The sequence below is a fragment of the Paenarthrobacter sp. MSM-2-10-13 genome (genome assembly GCF_011605365.1).
GTDB lineage: Bacteria > Actinomycetota > Actinomycetes > Actinomycetales > Micrococcaceae > Arthrobacter.
On record NZ_JAAOXO010000002.1, the window covers coordinates 99,586 to 117,351 of the forward strand.

Here is a 17,766-nt window from a genome sequence, read left to right on the forward strand (position 1 = left end):
AGAACACCATGACCAGCAGCAACTACACCATCACCGTCCTGGGCCTCGGCGCCATGGGCCTGCCCATGGCCACCCGCCTTGCCTCCGAGCTGACCGTTCACGGCTTCGACATCGCAGAGCCGCGCCTGGAGCTCGCAGCAGCGGCCGGCATCAAGACCTTCGACTCCGCCCGCGAAGCTTCCCAGGGCGCCGATGCGCTGCTGTTGGCCGTCCGCAACGGTGAGCAGCTCAACGATGTCCTCTTCGGCGAAAACGGCGTGGCCCCTGTCCTCAAGCCGGGCGCCGTGGTGATCCTGGGCAGCACCGTTGGCACCGAAGCCATTCCCGCAACGGTAGCGAAGCTGGCCGAGTATGGCGTCGCGCTGGTTGATGCCCCGCTGTCCGGTGGACCCAAGCGTGCCGGCGAAGGTGACCTGCTGATCGTTGTTGGCGCCGAGCCCGAGGCACTCGAAAAGGCGCGCCCCGCACTTGAACTGCTGGCGTCCACCCTGAGCATCGTGGGCGACAAGCCCGGCGACGGCCAGGCACTGAAGACCGTCAACCAGCTCCTGTGCGGTGTCCACATTGCCGCCGCCGCAGAAGCCATGGCCCTCGCCGATGCCCTCGGACTGGACCAGGCCAAGACCCTCGCCGCCCTCGAAGCCGGCGCTGCCGGTTCCTTCATGCTCTCCAACCGCGGGCCGCGCATCCTTGAGGCCTACACCGAAGACGGCGCCGAGGTCCTCAGCCGCCTGGACATCTTCGTCAAGGACATGGGCATCGTGGGCAAGGCAACCCGGGCCGCCGGCCTTGCCGCACCCGTTGCCGCCGCCGCTGAACAGCTTTACCTTCTCGGCCAGGCCCAGGGCCTCGCCGCTGCCGACGACTCCGCCGTCATCAAGGTTGTTGCGCCCTCCAAGCGCACTGCCTAACCCCGGAGTTTTTGTACAGCTAACGCCCTCATGAGCTGCCCAGAAGGGCATTAGCTGTACAAAAACTCCACACCCCCAACAAGAACCCGCGACGACGGCGGTCCCCCCTTCGCCGTCGTCGCTACCTCCGCCGGTCTTCCCTAGACTGGTATGTCAAAGGAGACACCCCCAATGAACCCCCTCGTCAACTCGCTGATGGTTCGGGCGGCCGATGCCCCCGCCATCAAGCCCGCAGTGGAGCTGGGAACACCGCTTCTGCTGACCATCGCCGCGGCCGGGATCGCCCTGTTGCTGGTGCTAATCATCCGCTTCAAGATCCAGGCCTTTGTTGCCCTGCTGGCGGTCAGCATCCTGGTGGGCGTCGCAGCCCAGATCCCGCTCAAGGACATCTTCACCGTGGTGACCACCGGCGTTGGCAGCACCATGGGCAAGGTTGCGTTGCTGATCGCCCTCGGTGCCATTCTTGGCCGCATGATCGAGGTGTCCGGTGGCGTGCAGTCACTGGCCACGCATTTCACGGAGAAGCTCGGTGCCAAGCGTGTTGCTGTCGCTCTGACGGCCGTGGGCTTCCTGGTGGCCATCCCTGTGTTCTTCGAGGTTGGCGTGATCGTCCTGGTCCCCATCGTCTACGCCTTCGCCAAGATCGCGAACGTTCACCCCATCAAGTTCGGCCTGCCCATGGCCGGCATCATGCTGTCCATCCACGTCGCAGTCCCGCCGCACCCGGGCATCGTGGCCGGTGCCGGCGTCTTCGGCGCGGACATCGGGCTCATCACCATGATCTCGCTCATCATCTGCATCCCCCTCGGATTCCTCTCTTACTGGGTTGCCAGCATCATGAACCGCAAGGAGTACGAGCTCCTCCCCGGTGTGAAGCAGCAGGTGGAAGAGTTCGGCTCCGAATCCCTGGTCCACGTGGGCCACGACGGCCCCGGCGCCCGCGCAATCGCTCCTCCCCGCCCCGGCCTGATCATGTTCCTGATCGCCGCTCCGATCGTCCAGATCCTCCTCGGCACCGTCGGCACGCTGACCCTCCCCAAGGACAACTACTGGTACGGCGTGGCTGCGTTCATTGGCAACCCGTTCTTCGCGCTCCTGGTGGCCGTGGCGCTGTCCTTCTTCCTGCTGGCCGTTCGCCGTAACTGGTCCCTCAAGGAGACCGGCGAGATCTTCGAGGGCGCACTGCCTCCCATCGCCTCCATCCTCATGGTGGTTGCTGCAGGCGGTGTCTTCGGCGAAGTCCTCCGCACCTCGGGCATCGGCGCCGCACTATCGCACACGCTGGACAGCCTGGGCCTTCCGGTGATTGTCCTCGGATTCATCATCTCCCTGGCACTGCGCGCCGCGCAGGGTTCGGCCACAGTGGCCATCGTGACCACCACCGGCCTGCTCACCTCCGCTGTGATGGAGGGCGGCTACTCGCCGGCCCAGATCGCCGTGATCGTCATCGCCATTGGTTTCGGTTCGCTCGGTTTGTCCCACGTCACGGACGCGGGCTTCTGGACCGTGATCCGCTACTACGGCCTCACGGTTTCCGACGGCCTCAGGACCTGGACCGTTCTCACCACCATCCTGGGCCTGGCCGGCTTTGCGCTGACGTATGTCGCCTGGATCCTGGTGGGAGGCCTGGCCCACTGATGCGCGCCACACTCGACCACTTGGTCAACTCAGCCCTGGCGTCCGGCTCCGCTGTTCCGGCCTTCACCTGCTACGACTTCACCACCGCGTTGGCTGTTGTTGAGGCGGCGGAGGAAGCCCGGCTGGGCGTGATCCTGCTCGTCGCTCCAAAGACTGCGTCCACACCCAACGGCCTGCGCCTCATTGCAGCCCTGCGCGGCCTCGCCGACGACGCCGGCGTCCCGGTTTCGGTCCAACTGGACCACGCTTCGGATCTCAAGGTCATCCTCGACTCGGTGGCCGCCGGTGCAGACGCCGTTCTGGCCGACGGTTCGTCCTTGCCCTACGAGGACAACATCGCCCTGGTCCGCGAAGTCCGTGCCGCGCTGGACGCGCAAGGTGCCTCCGACGTCGTCATCGAGGCTGAACTCGGCGGCCTTGCGGGTGACGAGGACAAGGCGTTTGGTGCCGAAGATTCAGCGCACGACGCCGGCACTTCAGTTGCGGGGCTCACCAACCCCACGCAGGTGGCTGACTTCGTGGCGCGAACGGGTGCGCAGCTGCTCGCCGTCGCGGTGGGCAACGTGCACGGAAAGTACAAGGGCGAGCCGAACATCCGTTGGGACGTGCTGCAGGAAGTTGCCGATAACACCGAGGTGCCGCTGGTACTCCATGGTGCGTCGGGCATTCCAGCGGATGAGCTCGCGAAGGCCCCTTCTCTGCAGGTGGGCAAGGTGAACTTCAACACGGAGCTGCGCACGGGAATCCTGTCCACTCTCGAAGCTGAAACCGCTGCACACCGGGCCGACGGTGAGAATCTGCAGGGTTTGCTGGCCCGCTGGAACGGCTCGGCTGCCACGTTCGCCGGCGCCACGCTGGAGTTGCTCAGCGCCTAGGGCCAAGTTCAAGAACACAGGGAGGCTAGGATCAAACCATGATCCTGGCCTCCCTGATTTTTGCGACGATAGCCGCCCTGCTCCACGTCTACATCTTCACCATGGAGTCCATTACCTGGACCAAGCCCAAGACCTGGAAAACGTTCAGCATCACCTCTCAGGCCGACGCGGAAACGACCAAGCCGCTCGCCTACAACCAAGGCTTCTACAATCTGTTCCTTGCCATTGGCGCGTTGATCGGCATCGTCGCAGTAGCCATGGGTGCAACCCAGGTCGGCTGGACCCTCGTCTTCAGCAGCTGTGGTTCCATGCTCCTCGCGGCACTCGTCCTCGCCGCCAGTGGAAAAAAGTACCTCCGCGCAGCAACGCTCCAAGGCACAACGCCGTTGCTCGCCGTCGTGCTTGGAATCATCGCCGTTACAACCTCCTGAGTTTTTGTACAGCAGATGCCCTGAAAACGCCTTCTGAAGGGCATCTGCTGTACAAAAACTCGCGGGCTTAGGACTCCGGGGGACCGGATTGTGCCGCTGCGTCGTCCATCCACAGGACTTCCCAGTGGTGGCCATCCAGGTCACGGAATGCGCGGCTGTACATGAAACCAAGGTCCTGGGCGTCGTAGGTTTCGGACCCGCCGGCTTCGAGCGCCTTGGCGGCCAAGGCATCCACGTCTTCACGGCTATCGGCAGAAATGGCGACAATGGCCGCCGTCGTGTTGTGCGTGTCCGCGATGGGCTGCTTGGTGAATTCGCTGAACTTGGCATGGGTCAGGAGCATGGCATAAATGGTGTCGCTGAAGACCACGCAGGCTGCAGTGTCATCGGTGAAATTAGGGTTGATGGTGTAGCCAAGGGCCGTGTAGAAGGCCTTGGATGCTTCAAGGTCGCTGACGGGCAGGTTGACGAAAATCGACGTAGTCATGCCTCTGATCCTGCCGGTGTTTCCATGAGCCGTCCAGAGGCAATTCTGCGGTAGCTGATATTCCGGAAGGGACAGGCGCCCCGCCTGCTGGTCCCGTACCTCAGCCGGGCGGACAATGAAGTCAGCACGCAAATGCGTGCCACTGCAGGGGAGCCATGGAGATGGATGCGAATCCTACCGCCGGCAAGGCGACGGCTGTGCAACGGGACCCGGTGATCGACCTTGTCCGGTTCACCTGCCTGCTCCTGGTGGTGGCCGCGCACTGCATGATGGTCAGCCCGGTCCTGCACAAGGACGGGACGGTCACTACCGTTAACGTGCTGATGGAGCAGGGTTGGTTCACCCCTGTGGCTTGGGGCCTCATGATCGTGCCGTTGTTCTTCGTCCTGGGCGGTGTGACAGGTCTGCAATCATGGCGTCGGCTGAAGGCGCTTGGCGGGACTGGATTCGACTTCGCCCAGGTGCGGCTCCTGCGCTTGGTGCGTCCGGCCATGGCTTTGCTGGCGATCATGTGGGGAGGGCTGTGGATCGCGCTGCTGCTGGGTGTCCACCCGCAGGTCATCCAGTTAATGACCGCCGGCGCCGCCATGCCGCTCTGGTTCCTGGCGGCCTACCTCACAGCGCAACTCAGCATTCCCCTGATGGCCCGATTTCACGAACGCGCGCCACTTCAGACATTCGCCGCCCTGGTGGCCCTGATCATTACAGTCGATTCCCTTCGCGGCGCCATTCCCGTCCTGGCGTTCGCGAACATGATCTTCCTCTGGTGCGCCGTCCAACACCTGGGCTTTCTGATGGCTGACGGCTTCTTCGAGCACAGGAGCCGCACCTGGCTGGTTGGGGCCATCGTCTCCAGCAACCTCTTGCTCGGCGTGGTGACCGGTGTGGCCGTGTACCCGGGGAACATGGTGGTTAACCTGAACCCGCCCAATTTCTGCCTGCTCCTCTTGGGCATTTCCCAAGCCGCAACACTCCAGTTGCTGCACCCCGGTCTTCGGGCGATCGCCGGCTTCCGTTGGATCCAGGCAGTCATAGCCGTTGCAGGACGGCACTCCATGACCATCTATCTGTGGCATCTTCCGCTCCTGGTGGGCATGTCCGGGTTGCTGCTGCTCACTAATGTTCCCAAGCCGTCGGCCGGGACCGCAGAGTGGTGGTGGGCGCGAATACCCGTCTTTTTCGCGGTTGTAGCCCTGTTGGTCCCTGTGGTGTGGCTTCTTGGTCGCTTGGAGAACCGTCCGACGGCGGCCAGCCACGCCCGCGGTCCGTTGCGTTCCGCTGTGGTGACGGCCGGCGTCGTGGTTTTAGTCCCGGTGGCTGATGCCGCCTTGAACGGTTTGACGCTGGCACTGTTGGGCGGGGGAGCGGCCTGCTTCGCCCTTGCCGTCCTTCTTCTCGGAAGGGTTCCGACGCCGGTGGTGCAACCGCCGCTGCGGGAGGACGCGGAAGTATCCGTGGAGCGGTTGCGGACGTTGCCAGAGCCGGATTTACGTGCCAATCTCGAAACATGACCGAGTACACGGATTCACTGGCAGAGTCGTTCCGCCCTGGCGTCACCACAGTGCGCAACGACAAATTTCACCGCTATGAGCTACATGTGGACGGAGAGTTGGCCGTGATTTCCCAGTTCATGGACAAGCCCGGTCATATTGATTTCATTCACACTGAGACGAAGCCGGGGTTCAACGGCCAGGGCCTGGCGAAAGTACTGGCGCACTTTGCGTTGGATGATGTGGTGGCGTCCGGAAAGCGGATCATCCCGCATTGCCCTTACATTGCCGCGTACTTGAAGAAGCACGAGGGCTACGAACAGGACGTTGATTGGCCTGCTGAGAAGCCTGTGGGCCAACCGAACAACGAGTAGACGTTCAGCTCTTTTTGCGTTGGACCGTGGTGGTCTGGAACGGCCAGATCGGTGGTGTTCCGCTGAGGGAGACCAAGGCGTCATGCTCATCGGCGATGAGCTGTCCCCGACACGTGGCCCGGACCTGCATTGCACTGACCAGGCTTCCGCCGTGCAGGTGATCGGAGTCCGTGACCAGGTAGGAGAAGCTCCGCATCACTGATTGGCCAGGGGCCAGGCGGCTGATTTCAAGATCCCGCTGGACAGGTTCAGTGGTGTAGTGGAGTACCTCCATGCCCTCGTTGGTGAAGGAACGCGGTATCAAGGCGATGTCCCGCAGGTAACTGCCCGAGTCGTTGGTGATCCATGCCGTGAAAATGACAGTATCGCCCGGAATGGCCCAAGTCCTGTCCGCGCCGTAGACCAAGGCGACATGTCCCGCGTTCTTCTTGCGGGCAAGCAGTCCGGAGCGGCAGTGCGGCAATCCCCGAACCACGCCCCCCTGACGCCGGTGGGCCTTTTGGTGGAGTGCACGCGTCAACTTCAGGAGGGGGCGCCGGACGCCGGTTTTTCCTCGGCTCAGTGCGGCGGTTGGGAAGGTCATGACTCACTAGTGCTGCCAAGTACGGAATCGTGACGCGAAAAATGCAAAAACATGAGTTCTCTACAGGTATGACGAGCGCGATTCAAGTCACGCGGAATCTGATGTCACACTACTGCTTATGGATCATGTAACTTCGGTAAAGGGCGGCGGGGACTCCTCAGCCCTCGCAATGGCCGCTGAAAGCGATCCCCACATCATTTCCATGGTGCGTCAGGGGGTTACGGAAGCCTTCGACGTCCTCTATGAGCGGCACCTGAAGATTGCCCAATATGTGGCTCGTGCCCAGACCGACAATCCCAGTGACGCCGACGATGTTGTTGCTGAGTCATTTGCCACAGTCTTCCAGTTGCTGACCGAAGGCAAGGGGCCCAAGGAGTTCTTCCGTTCCTATCTCCTGACCGTGGTGCGCCGCACGGCTCACGACCGGAACCGCAGGGCCCGACGAATGCCGACTGCTGCCGACGACGCCGTCCTGGATTCCGCTGTATTGGACAGCGACCCCGTCCTCAACGACCTCGAGTCCAGCATCATGGCCAGGGCGTTCAAGTCCTTGCCCGAACGCTGGCAGGCCGTACTCTGGCACCTGGACATTGAAGGCCTGAAGCCGGCCGCGGCGGCTCCGCTGGTGGGGCTCACTCCCAATGGCGTCTCGTCGTTGGCCCTCCGGGCGAGGGAAGGACTGCGTCAGGCCTACCTCCAGCAGCACATCAGCCAGACGATGGATGACGGCTGCGAAGAGTACGCCAGCCAATTGGGAAAGTACGCCCGCAACGCCCTGAGACGCACCTCTGCGGAGAGAGTCAGGATTCACCTGGACGGCTGTGCCAAGTGCACTGCCCTGCTGATGGAACTTAACGACGTCCAAGGCGGCATGAGGGCCATCCTGTTCCCCTTGGTGACGGGCATCGCCTTCAGTCCGGCCGCGTATGCGTCGCTTGGATCAGCAGCCATAACCCCAGGGACCATCGCGGCGCGCAGCGTCAGCCACGTGTGGAAGATAGCGGCGGCGATCGTGGTGGGAGTACTGGCGCTGGTGGGAGTCCTCGGATGGTTGCTTCAACCCACTGCCGCCACCGAGTCCGATGCTGCTGGGGACGGTGGTGCGAAAGTCCCTCCGGTCCACGCGACGTCAGCTCCAGCCACAACACCCTCGCCAACTACAACGCCTTCGCCACCCCCAACGCCGGGGGTCGAGGCTACCGGGGTGTCACCGGGTCTTGCCCAGGTTCCCGCTGCAGAGACGCCCGTGGCCGCCGAGCCGAAACCCACCGCCGTCGAGACTCAGCCAGCGGAGGGGAAGCGCAGTGCCGTGGTGGTGGACTCCGGGACGGTGTCGTCGACGGCGGCGCCCGCGGCTTCCAGCCCTACGGCACCTGAAACGCAAACGGTCGATGCGACGTTCGCCTCAGCTGCCGGCTCCGGTTCCGGGGAACGGGAGCTCCGTGTGGAGTTCGCGGTGGACGGCGAGGGGTCGCCCACAACGGGAGAAGTGGTCTTTACCCTCCCGGACCAGGCGACTTTCGTGGCGGACAGGACTGCTGCTCCCACTGGGTGGACGTGCGCCGGAACGGCTTCCCAACCCCGTCAAGTCCGTTGCGTCACGACCTCAATGGCCGCTCACGATCTTGCGTTCCGGCTTGGCGTCGCCCTGCCGGATGCTGCCCGCGGAGGGATGCTCAATTACCAGTTTGGCGGCCGAGGCATTGCCAACAAGTCCTTCGCCAACGCCTATCACTAGGCAACTTGTGCCCACTGCTTGTGCTTGACGGCTTGTCCTTGGCGCGGCAAATGATGGATTCCCAAAAAGTTTTTCGGATTTCCGCGTCATGATTCGGCCGCTGCCCTCACCTTAAGTTCGGGTCTCCTGTGTTTTCGGTGCCCCCGTTGGATGCATTGATTTTTCAACGACAAGAACATCTGGTTGAGCGCACTGAGGAAAACCCATGAAGGACGTACGTCCACGCAAGCTTCTTGCGGGCATGATCGCTACGGCTTTGATGACGGCCGTGATGTCGCTGGGGTTGGGTGGAGCCTTAGTGCAGGCTGCCTGGGCCACGGCGCCTGGAACACCTGGTGCGGCCCAGGCAGGCACTACTGTTTACGTTGAGGACTTCTCCAACGAGGACGCCACGGCCGGGGCAATCGGCATCCTGGACTATAAGGGTGGTCCAGCAGCAGCCCATGAAAGCTATGTAGCCGACACGCCCTACACGCCGGCGGGCGGCGAATGCGACGGCTGGATTCTGAACTCCTTCACTCCGTTGCCCACGGCTGACTCCGGTTGCCTCAGGAACCAGCCGGCCGGTTGGGCGCAGGTCCAGCAGATGGCCGTGGCGCTAGGCTTGGCACAGGGGCAGAGCGCGGAGCAAGCTGCCGGAAATCAGGTGTTGTCCGAGTACACCAACAGTGCCGCCGGAAGCATCGCGGCCGGTGTGCAGTTCCGTACAGAGGGGAACGCTGTTCCGGCAATAGCGGGCCACTACTACGCTGTGTCCGCATACTTCGCCCAAGTGAACTGCCATGCAGCACACGCCAGCCAGACCTTCAGCCTCCTCGTCAATGGGACGCGGCAAGTCCTCAGCGCCGGGCTTGATCCGTGTGGCAGCAGCACCCAGGCCAGCGTTCACGTCACCAAACTGCAATCCGTTCCCTACCAAATCCCGGCTGGCACCATCAACCCCACCCTTGGTCTGGAACTCCGGAATGAGACCACTACCGGAGCCGGCAATGATGTGGCGTTCGACCTCCCGCAGATTGTGGACGTCACACCGCAGCTGGACAAAGCCTTCACTCCTTCCCTGGTGGGTCCTGGCGGTACGTCCCGAATGACCCTGACGGTCACCAACACCGATGAACTGGCAGCGAAGAATGACTGGTTCTTCACGGACACCCTCCCCGCCGGAGTTGTGGTGGCCGCTACCCCCAACCTCGGCGGGACGTGTGAACAGTCGCCAGGGACCAGCCCGATGCTGCGGACTGCGGCGGCCGGAAGTCCCTCGATTTCCGTGACCGGCGGTGATATGGCGCCGGGCATGTCGTCGTGCACCATCACGGTGGACGTCACCGCTGCAGTAGAGGGAACGTACGCTGACGGTCCTGCCTCTATGGCCACCAACCTGGTCCCGCCAGCGAACGCTGCCCTGACCGTGCGCGCCCCGCGCCTGGAAATGAGCACGGCTCTGAATGCGACACGCCTGCAGAATTCGGACCAGTTCACCACTGAAATCCGGGCAGGCTCGGCCGATGGGCCGGTGGTGGGCAGTAGCGTGAACTCCACCACCACGGGGTCCGGTGCCACGGTCACTGCGGGTTCCGGCACCACTGGCCAGTACGTTGCCGCAGCGGGCGCCACGTATTACCTCACTCAATCGGGCACAAACCTGTCCGGCTATGACAAGAACATCACTTGTGCCGACGCCCACGGACTGCAGCCGGACCTACCCAACGGCGCGGCCTTCCCCGGTTGGCTTGCCATCGTTCCCGTCGCCGGTGCCGACATCAGCTGTGTGGTGGCCACCACGGCCGACTCGGCGCCGGACATGGAGTTCACTGTCCTGGCCGACGCTTCCGCCGTCCGGTCACCTGCAGTTGTGGGGGACCGGATCGGGTACTCGTTGACGGTAAGGAATACGGGAAACGTCACACTGACCGACGTAGTGATCAACGATTCGAAGCCTGTCCTTTCTGCCATGGCCTACAACTGGCCAGGCATTCCGGGGGAGCTTCTTCCCGGCCAGCTGCTGGTAGCGACCGCATCGTATGCCATTACCCAAGCGGACATCGACGCCGGCAACGTCGCCAACAGTGCTTGGGCTACCGGGAACCCTCCCGCGGGTCCGCCTGTCACTCCACATACCGGCGTTGCAGACACTCCCTTGGTGATGGCGCCGGCCATGCAGTTCACCGGATCTTCAAGGAAACCCGATGCTGAGGTGTCGAAAGTGGGCGATGTCATCGCCTACACCTTCACCTCGACCAATAGCGGCAACGTCACGCTCAAGGACGTGGAAATCGATGCTCCGCTGGTTGGCCTTTCCTCCTTGGACTACAACTGGCCGGGTACTCCGGGCGTGATTCTCCCCGGCCAATCCGTGACGGCCGCGGCAACGTATACGCTCACTCAGGCGGATATCGACGCCGGCCGGGTGGTCAGTAGCGCGTCCGCCACAGGTACTCCTCCCGTGGGTCCTTCCGTCACGCCGCCGCAGAGTGAAACAGGCACTACGCTGAACACCATCTCGACATTGGAGTTCGGGATAACCGGGGACGCTTCCGCGCTGGGAGACCCGACGCGGGTGGGCGAGATGCTCGTGTACAGGTTCACCCTGCACAACACCGGGAGTGCGCCACTGACGGCTGTGGCAGTGGCCCATCAGATGCAGGGTCTCACGGATCTGGACTACGCCTGGCCCGGTGCCGCAGGAACCCTGTTACCCGGTGAAACTGTCACCGCTACGGCACGTTATGCGGTCACCCAGGCCGATACCAACTCCGGAAACGTCACCTATTCGGCCACGGCAACTGGTACGCCTCCGCGGGAACTCCCGGTGATCACTCCACCAGCGCGGGTTACTGTAACCTTTCCTCCGGTCTCCCCGGATGGGGCTGCACCACCGGAGGGTACGGCTCCTGCGGCGGGTACGAATCCGGGATCGGGTAGGAATCCTCCATCGGGTACGTCCGGGGACGGGGATGACCCGGAACCGGCAACCACTCCTGCGGGAGCCGCCAATGCCCCCGGGACTTCGGATGTCCCTGGCCAGCCTGAGGGATTCCTGGCCAGCACGGGGGCTGTCCTCACGGTGCTACCCATCAGTCTGCTGGTTACCGGGTTTGGGCTTTTCATGTTCCTCAGTGGACGCCGCTAGCGTTCATAGGCATAGGGCATAAAGTACGCGGCGGCCGGGACCCATCCCCGGTGCCGCGTGCTGTGTCGGTTATACGGAGTTTGTTGGTGAGGGCCTCTTGCGTTGCCACTGAACTGCGTGCCAGAAGAGCAGGGCGGCGGCCAGCAGCAGGCCGCCCAGGAGTACGTACGGGGTGTAGGACATCAGCATGAAGCTGAGCTGCGCCGATGTGTTGAACTGTGTTGGTCCTGCCATCGCTGCCGCTGCTTCGGTCAAGGCCCAAAACCCGAAGCCCAACAGCCCCGCATCCAGCACCCACAGCGCAATGATGAAGGGGTTGGGCGAAGCGCGTTTCTGCGTGGGGTCCGCGGGTTCGGGCGCGTGAGGGCTGACGGCGGGCATGGCGTTGCCGTGCTCGTCGATTTCGCGGAAACCGATGCGTTCGTGAACGTGGTCTTGCATGAGGTCCCCCAACCGCTTGTTGCCGATAGTCCTTGCACTCTACTCCCTGCCCGATGCGAGCCGCAGGTGGCAGCTGCTGGTGGCTGTGGACGTTTCGGGTGGCCGAAAAGCGAGCCACATTTTGCACCCAATGTCGCTGGATGGAAAGTCAATGACGCGGTCCCGGGCGGGAAAAACGCGAGAAACCGCCTTCTAGGCGAAATAGGTCACAAAAGTTTGACGGAAAGGCTTACCTAAGTAAGGCTTACCTTGCTAACAAGCGCCCCAACGCAATGGAAGGAAGCTGACGTGACGTCACCTAGTGTCGAAGAGCGGATCGCTCAGGAGCAGGATTTTGGCTCCAAAGTGGAACTGGCCCTCGCTGCCACAAACCAGCTGTTCAACGCACGAAATTCACCCAGTTACGTCGCTCAGGTCCTCCAGGGGGTCAATGCGGTTTCCACCAAAGTCCAGCGGACCTCCCAGCCGTTTACCGGCGTCGGGCATGCAGAACTGAAGGCGAAAGTTGGTGCCGTGGACCTGGAGCGTCCGCTGCCTGACACGGCCGCTGCCCTGGAAGAACTGGACGATCTCTACCTCAAGGACGCCATCTACTTCCACGATTCCCGCTACGCCGCCCACCTGAACTGCCCGGTGGTCATCCCCGCGCTGGTAGGTGAAGCCGTGCTCTCGGCCGTGAACTCGTCCATGGACACCTGGGATCAGAGCGCGGGTGCCACCATGATCGAGCGCCGCCTCATCGATTGGACCGCGGAGCGCATTGGTTTCGATGCGGACGCTGACGGCGTGTTCACCTCGGGCGGCAGCCAGTCCAACTTCCAAGCGCTGCTGATTGCCCGCAATCACGCGGTCGCCAAGCTGCGGGCGACGAACGGGGACGCCCGCCTGCCGCATCTGCTGGACCGGCTCCGGATTTTCACGTCCGCGGACAGCCACTTCAGCATCCAGAAGTCCGCGTCCATGTTGGGCCTGGGCTTCGACGCCGTGATTGCCGTGCCCACCACCGAAGACCACCGCATGGACCCCGCTGCACTCGCGGCTGCTTTGGCAGAAGCGCACGACGCCGGACTGGTGCCGATGGCGGTTGTAGCCACTGCCGGGACCACTGACTTCGGTTCGGTTGACCCGCTCTCCGAACTGGCCGCACTGGTTCGCGCCTACGATTCCTGGCTCCACGTGGACGGCGCCTACGGTGGAGGGCTGATCGTTTCCGGCAGGCACCGCCACCTCCTCAACGAGATCCACCTTGCGGACTCGGTTACCGTCGACTTCCACAAGACCTTCTTCCAGCCCGTCAGCTCCAGCGCGGTGCTGGTCCGCAACGGGTCCATGATGTGCCATGTCACCTACTATGCGGACTACCTGAACCCGGAGAGCGCGGCGAAGGCCGAAATCCCCAACCAGGTGGACAAGAGCATTCAGACCACCCGCCGCTTCGATGCCCTTAAGCTGTGGCTGACCCTCCGCATCATGGGTGCGGATGCAATCGGGGCGCTCTTCGACGAAGCGATCGACCTCGCTGCCCGGGTGGGGACCTTGCTGGCTGAGGACGCCGAGTTTGAGCTCGCCGCCGCACCGCAGTTGAGCACTTTGGTATTCCGCTACCGCCCGATGGTGGACGGTGCAGCCCTCGACGACGACGCCGCGGACGTCCTCAACCCCGCCATTCGCGCCGCGATCTTCGCCTCCGGGGAGGCCGTAGTTGCCGGCACCAAGGTGGCTGGCCGCCACTACCTCAAGTTCACCCTCCTCAACGCCGAGGCGAGCCTGAGGGACATCCAGGAAATCATCGAACTTATCCGCCGGACGGGCAGCGAGCTGCTGGCGAACACCACGGAGGCTGCAGCGTGAGCACCCAAGACAACGGCAAGATCTACGACGTCGCAGGCATCGGCGTCGGGCCTTTCAACCTGGGCCTGGCCGCGCTGAGCGAGCCTGTGGAGAACCTGGACTGCGTGTTCCTGGACCGCCGTGAGTCCTTCGACTGGCACCCTGGCATGATGCTGGAGCCGGCGCACCTGCAGGTTCCGTTCATGGCGGACCTCGTGACGCTCGCCGATCCGACGTCGCCGTTCTCCTTCTTGAACTTCCTGAAGCAGACAGGCCGCCTCTACCGTTTCTATATCCGCGAGAACTTCTACCCGCTGCGTGCCGAGTACAACCAGTACTGTCAGTGGGTGGCTGGCCAGCTTGAGTCGGTTCGTTTTAGCACGGATGTGCTTGATGTGACGTACGACGACGGCGTGTACCGGCTCTCGGTGCAGGGTCCGGAGGGGGCTGAGGTGCTTCGCGCCCGCAAGCTGGTCCTGGGCACCGGCACCTCGCCGTATGTTCCGGATTCTTGTGCAGGAATTGTGGACGTCGGAGGACTTGTCCTCCACAACGCCGATTACCTGTCGAGGAAGAGTGAGCTGCAGTCCAAGCGCAGCATCACCATCGTGGGAAGTGGACAGAGCGCCGCGGAGCTGTACTACGAGTTGCTTCAGGAAATTGATGTGTATGGCTACCAGCTCAACTGGGTCACGCGCTCGGGCCGTTTCTTCCCGCTGGAGTACACCAAGCTCACCCTGGAGATGACCTCGCCGGAGTACGTTGACTACTTCCACTCGCTCCCGGGGGAGCAGCGCGATTCCCTGATCAAGAGCCAGAAGAACCTCTACAAGGGCATCAACTCGGACCTGATCGACGACATCTACGATCTCCTGTACACCAAGAGCCTCTCCGGAATGGTGGACACGCAGCTGCACACGCACTCGTCGCTCACCGCCGCGGAGTGGGACGCTGCCACGGGCACCCACACGCTCCAGCTGCACCACGAGGAGCACGGGAAGAGCTACAGCCTGGAGTCCGAAGCCGTGGTCCTCGCCACCGGGTACAGCTACAAGGAGCCCGCCTTCCTGGCCGGTATCCAGGACCGGATCCGCCGCGACTCCAAGGGCCGTTTCGACGTCGATCGGAACTACGGCACCGGTGTGGAGGCTGGCGAAATCTTCGTCCAGAACGCCGAGCTGCACACCCACGGCTTCGTCACCCCGGACCTCGGCATGGCTGCGTACCGGAACTCCTGCATCCTGCGCGAGATCACCGGCCGTGAGGTCTACCCGATCGAGCGCAGCATCGCGTTCCAGCAGTTCGGCGCGCCTGCTGCCGTGCCTGCCAACGTCGCTGAGGCAGCGGGGGCAACAGTATGAGCTTCACCTTCCGGCCCGTCGATCCCGTAGCGGACGCACCTGTCCTCCACAGCTGGGTGAGTCAGGAATACGCGCGATTCTGGGGCATGGTTTCGGCCACCGAGCAGGATGTTGTGGAGGAGTACTCCAAGATTGCCGAATCGGGCCATCACCAAGCCTTTTTGGGGCTCGACGACGGCGTCCCCGCCTTCCTCATGGAGCGGTACCGGCCGGAGTCCTCGCCGCTGGCAGACGTCTACGAGGTCCAACCCGGTGATGTTGGCATGCACCTTCTGGTGTCACCGCCCGCAGGCGATCCCCAGCCTGGTTTTACCACCGGCGTCATGCAGTCCGTGATGGCGGAACTGTTCGCCGACCCGGTGACCCGGCGGGTCGTCGTCGAGCCTGACGCCCGCAACCACAAAATCCATGTCCTGAACGAGAAGGTCGGTTTCCGGCCGCACGGCGTGGTGACCCTTCCCGCCGTCGACCCCGCCGAAGACCATAAGCAAGGGCTGCTGAGCTTCTGCACCCGTGAGGATTTTCTCGCTACCCTGACCCCGATTCTGGCCGCGCCTGCCGCGGCGACCAGAGGAGAATTCCTGTGACCACCACTGCCGATAACGCCACCACCACTGCGGCTGTTGATTCCGTGTCCCACCTGACCCCGGAACGCTGGGCAGCCGCCAACCGGCACCTGGTCCGAAAGGCGATCGCCGAATTCTCGCACGAGCGCATCCTGGTCCCGGAGCTGATCCGCCAGGAGGGCGCCGGCGTGGGGCTTTACAAGGTGGTGAGCGATGACGACGCTACGGAATACCGTTTCCGCGCCAAGCTGCTGCAATTGGAGCACTGGTCAGTCACCGCCGAATCCATCGTTCGGTTGCGGGACGGCAAAGAGCTCCCTGTGGATGCCTTGGACTTCATTGCCGAGTTCCACGAGGCCCTGGCCATCCGCCAGGAAATGCTGCCCGTGTATCTGGAGGAAATCAGCAGCACGCTGGCCAGCCATGCCTACAAACAGGGCAAGCCGTTCAGCTCGGCCGAATTGGCCGCGGGCATCACGGGTGGGACTGACCGGGCCGCTGATTTCCAGGCCATTGAGCACAGCATGACCGAGGGCCACCCTTGTTTCGTGGCCAACAACGGCAGGCTTGGATTCGGGATTGCGGACTACCACGCGTTCGCTCCGGAGACCGGTGCAACCGTGAAGCTGCAGTGGATAGCCGTGCACCGCAGCAAGGCTGTGTTCACATCGAGTGCTGGGCTGGATTACCGGACGCACTTCGAGGCTGAACTGGGGCCGGCCACTCTTGCGTGGTTCAACGCGGAACTGTCCGCATCCGGGCTGGATCCGGAGGACTACCTCCTCATGCCCGTCCACCCGTGGCAGTGGGACAACAAGCTCACGGTGACGTTCGCGGCAGAAATCGCCCAGCGCCACATCGTGAACCTTGGTACGGGCGAAGATTCGTACCAGGCGCAGCAGTCCATTCGTACGTTCTTCAATACCGATTTCCCGGAGAAGGCCTACGTCAAGACGGCCATGTCCGTGCTGAACATGGGCTTCATGCGCGGGTTGTCTCCGCAGTATATGAAGGCAACTCCGGCCATCAATGACTGGTTGCAGGAACTGATCGGCAATGACCAGGAGCTCCAGAACCGGGGCCTGGCCATGATCCGTGAAACCGCGGCAATCGGGTACTACAACCATTACTACGAGGCTGCCTCGGCCAAGGGTTCGCCCTACCGCAAGATGCTCTCGGCCCTGTGGAGGGAAAGTCCGCTGCCTCTGCTGGAGGACGGCCAGCAGTTGGCCACCATGGCCTCCTTGCTGCACGTGGATTTGTCCGGAAACTCCGTGGTTTCCGCACTGATTTCCCGGTCCGGCCTGGCGCCCACCGAGTGGCTTCGCCGCTACTTCGAGGCCTACCTCGTGCCGCTGGTCCACTGCCTCTATGAGTACGAGCTCGCTTTCATGCCGCACGGTGAGAACGTCATCCTGATCCTCGAAAACGGCGTGCCTGTGCGCGCGATCATGAAGGACATCGCCGAGGAAATTGTGGTCATGGGGGACAGGCTGGAGCTTCCGGAGGAGGTCTCCCGTGTCAAGGCTGAGATCCCTGCCGAGGAAATGGTCCTGGCCATTTTCACGGACGTGTTCGACTGCATTTTCCGCTTCCTCGGAGCCATCCTTGTGGAGGACGGGACGCTGCGGGAGGACGAGTTCTGGGGGACCGCTGCCTCCGTACTGCGGGAGTACCAGCAGCGCCACCCGGAGCTTGCTGACCAGTTCGCTATGCACGATCTCTTTGCGCCGGACTTTGAGTTGTCCTGCCTCAATCGCCTGCAATTGAGGAACAACCAGCAGATGCTGGACATCTCCGATCCCTCCGGCGGGCTCCAGATGGCCGGCCGCTTGGCCAACCCCTTGGCTAAGTTCGCCTAGGCTGCACCAGAGATAGCAAATACAGCAGGGGCCGCAGGGGAAGACTTGC

General features: G+C 63.0%; 15 protein-coding genes. 12 read left to right on the forward strand and 3 right to left on the reverse strand.

The annotated features are described in order from the left end of the window. The first annotated feature begins 8 nt into the window (after positions 1-8). From HAV21_RS06185 to HAV21_RS06200, 4 genes are all read left to right on the forward strand, one after another. Positions 9-911, forward strand: a complete 903-nt coding sequence (locus HAV21_RS06185) for an NAD(P)-dependent oxidoreductase (RefSeq protein ID WP_166841055.1) — start codon at positions 9-11, stop codon at positions 909-911. A gap of 171 nt (positions 912-1,082) precedes the next feature. Then, positions 1,083-2,549 carry a GntP family transporter gene (locus HAV21_RS06190; protein ID WP_166841057.1) on the forward strand — a complete coding sequence of 489 codons (1,467 nt, stop codon included), beginning with the start codon at positions 1,083-1,085 and terminating at the stop codon, positions 2,547-2,549. Then, positions 2,549-3,424 (forward strand): class II fructose-bisphosphate aldolase, encoded by an 876-nt coding sequence (locus tag HAV21_RS06195; RefSeq protein ID WP_166841059.1) that lies wholly within the window; start codon positions 2,549-2,551, stop codon positions 3,422-3,424. Before HAV21_RS06190 ends, HAV21_RS06195 begins: the two co-directional genes overlap by 1 nt. 38 nt (positions 3,425-3,462) lie before the next feature. Next, complete coding sequence (locus tag HAV21_RS06200) at positions 3,463-3,855, forward strand: DUF1304 domain-containing protein (RefSeq protein WP_142937068.1); 393 nt, start codon at positions 3,463-3,465, stop codon at positions 3,853-3,855. 67 nt (positions 3,856-3,922) lie between these two features. Here HAV21_RS06200 and HAV21_RS06205 read toward each other — a convergent pair whose 3' ends face one another. After that, positions 3,923-4,342, reverse strand: a complete 420-nt coding sequence (locus tag HAV21_RS06205) for a VOC family protein (protein WP_166841061.1) — start codon at positions 4,340-4,342, stop codon at positions 3,923-3,925. Positions 4,343-4,497: 155 nt separating this feature from the next. On the opposite strand from HAV21_RS06205, the gene HAV21_RS06210 reads away from it, so the two are divergent. Further along, entirely contained in the window at positions 4,498-5,853 is a 1,356-nt protein-coding gene (locus HAV21_RS06210; protein WP_166841063.1) for an acyltransferase, read from the forward strand. Then, the gene (locus HAV21_RS06215) at positions 5,850-6,206 is read left to right on the forward strand and encodes a GNAT family N-acetyltransferase (RefSeq protein WP_142937065.1); all 357 of its coding nucleotides are present in this window, start codon (positions 5,850-5,852) and stop codon (positions 6,204-6,206) included. The genes HAV21_RS06210 and HAV21_RS06215 overlap by 4 nt, the downstream gene beginning before the upstream one ends. 4 nt (positions 6,207-6,210) lie before the next feature. Here HAV21_RS06215 and HAV21_RS06220 read toward each other — a convergent pair whose 3' ends face one another. Then, positions 6,211-6,789: a hypothetical protein gene (locus tag HAV21_RS06220; protein ID WP_166841065.1), complete on the reverse strand. Its 579-nt coding sequence runs from the start codon at positions 6,787-6,789 to the stop codon at positions 6,211-6,213. A 118-nt stretch (positions 6,790-6,907) separates the two neighbouring features. Here HAV21_RS06220 and HAV21_RS06225 point away from each other — a divergent pair, with 118 nt between their 5' ends. Beyond that, positions 6,908-8,527, forward strand: coding sequence for a sigma-70 family RNA polymerase sigma factor (locus HAV21_RS06225; RefSeq protein ID WP_166841067.1), 1,620 nt, complete (start codon positions 6,908-6,910; stop codon positions 8,525-8,527). A gap of 205 nt (positions 8,528-8,732) precedes the next feature. Further along, positions 8,733-11,657: a DUF11 domain-containing protein gene (locus HAV21_RS06230; RefSeq protein WP_166841069.1), complete on the forward strand. Its 2,925-nt coding sequence runs from the start codon at positions 8,733-8,735 to the stop codon at positions 11,655-11,657. A gap of 69 nt (positions 11,658-11,726) precedes the next feature. Here HAV21_RS06230 and HAV21_RS06235 read toward each other — a convergent pair whose 3' ends face one another. Continuing rightward, positions 11,727-12,098, reverse strand: coding sequence for a hypothetical protein (locus HAV21_RS06235; RefSeq protein ID WP_166841072.1), 372 nt, complete (start codon positions 12,096-12,098; stop codon positions 11,727-11,729). A 288-nt stretch (positions 12,099-12,386) separates the two neighbouring features. Between HAV21_RS06235 and HAV21_RS06240 the strand changes: the two genes are divergently transcribed. The 4 genes from HAV21_RS06240 to HAV21_RS06255 are packed head-to-tail and all read left to right on the forward strand — an operon-like array spanning position 12,387 to position 17,717. Next, positions 12,387-13,949: an aspartate aminotransferase family protein gene (locus tag HAV21_RS06240; RefSeq protein WP_166841074.1), complete on the forward strand. Its 1,563-nt coding sequence runs from the start codon at positions 12,387-12,389 to the stop codon at positions 13,947-13,949. Next, positions 13,946-15,289: a lysine N(6)-hydroxylase/L-ornithine N(5)-oxygenase family protein gene (locus HAV21_RS06245; RefSeq protein WP_166841076.1), complete on the forward strand. Its 1,344-nt coding sequence runs from the start codon at positions 13,946-13,948 to the stop codon at positions 15,287-15,289. Before HAV21_RS06240 ends, HAV21_RS06245 begins: the two co-directional genes overlap by 4 nt. Continuing rightward, entirely contained in the window at positions 15,286-15,876 is a 591-nt protein-coding gene (locus tag HAV21_RS06250) for a GNAT family N-acetyltransferase (protein ID WP_166841078.1), read from the forward strand. Before HAV21_RS06245 ends, HAV21_RS06250 begins: the two co-directional genes overlap by 4 nt. After that, the gene (locus HAV21_RS06255; RefSeq protein WP_166841080.1) at positions 15,873-17,717 is read left to right on the forward strand and encodes an IucA/IucC family siderophore biosynthesis protein; all 1,845 of its coding nucleotides are present in this window, start codon (positions 15,873-15,875) and stop codon (positions 17,715-17,717) included. Before HAV21_RS06250 ends, HAV21_RS06255 begins: the two co-directional genes overlap by 4 nt. Positions 17,718-17,766 lie beyond the last annotated feature (49 nt).

What these genes read in the sequence shown, in the direction of transcription:
- HAV21_RS06185 (WP_166841055.1), top strand. Translation starts at nt 9, where the DNA reads ATGACCAGCAGCAACTACACCATCACCGTCCTGGGCCTCGGCGCCATG.
- HAV21_RS06190 (WP_166841057.1), top strand. Translation starts at nt 1,083, where the DNA reads ATGAACCCCCTCGTCAACTCGCTGATGGTTCGGGCGGCCGATGCCCCC.
- HAV21_RS06195 (WP_166841059.1), top strand. Translation starts at nt 2,549, where the DNA reads ATGCGCGCCACACTCGACCACTTGGTCAACTCAGCCCTGGCGTCCGGC.
- HAV21_RS06200 (WP_142937068.1), top strand. Translation starts at nt 3,463, where the DNA reads ATGATCCTGGCCTCCCTGATTTTTGCGACGATAGCCGCCCTGCTCCAC.
- HAV21_RS06205 (WP_166841061.1), bottom strand. Translation starts at nt 4,342, where the DNA reads ATGACTACGTCGATTTTCGTCAACCTGCCCGTCAGCGACCTTGAAGCA.
- HAV21_RS06210 (WP_166841063.1), top strand. Translation starts at nt 4,498, where the DNA reads ATGGAGATGGATGCGAATCCTACCGCCGGCAAGGCGACGGCTGTGCAA.
- HAV21_RS06215 (WP_142937065.1), top strand. Translation starts at nt 5,850, where the DNA reads ATGACCGAGTACACGGATTCACTGGCAGAGTCGTTCCGCCCTGGCGTC.
- HAV21_RS06220 (WP_166841065.1), bottom strand. Translation starts at nt 6,789, where the DNA reads ATGACCTTCCCAACCGCCGCACTGAGCCGAGGAAAAACCGGCGTCCGG.
- HAV21_RS06225 (WP_166841067.1), top strand. Translation starts at nt 6,908, where the DNA reads ATGGATCATGTAACTTCGGTAAAGGGCGGCGGGGACTCCTCAGCCCTC.
- HAV21_RS06230 (WP_166841069.1), top strand. Translation starts at nt 8,733, where the DNA reads ATGAAGGACGTACGTCCACGCAAGCTTCTTGCGGGCATGATCGCTACG.
- HAV21_RS06235 (WP_166841072.1), bottom strand. Translation starts at nt 12,098, where the DNA reads ATGCAAGACCACGTTCACGAACGCATCGGTTTCCGCGAAATCGACGAG.
- HAV21_RS06250 (WP_166841078.1), top strand. Translation starts at nt 15,286, where the DNA reads ATGAGCTTCACCTTCCGGCCCGTCGATCCCGTAGCGGACGCACCTGTC.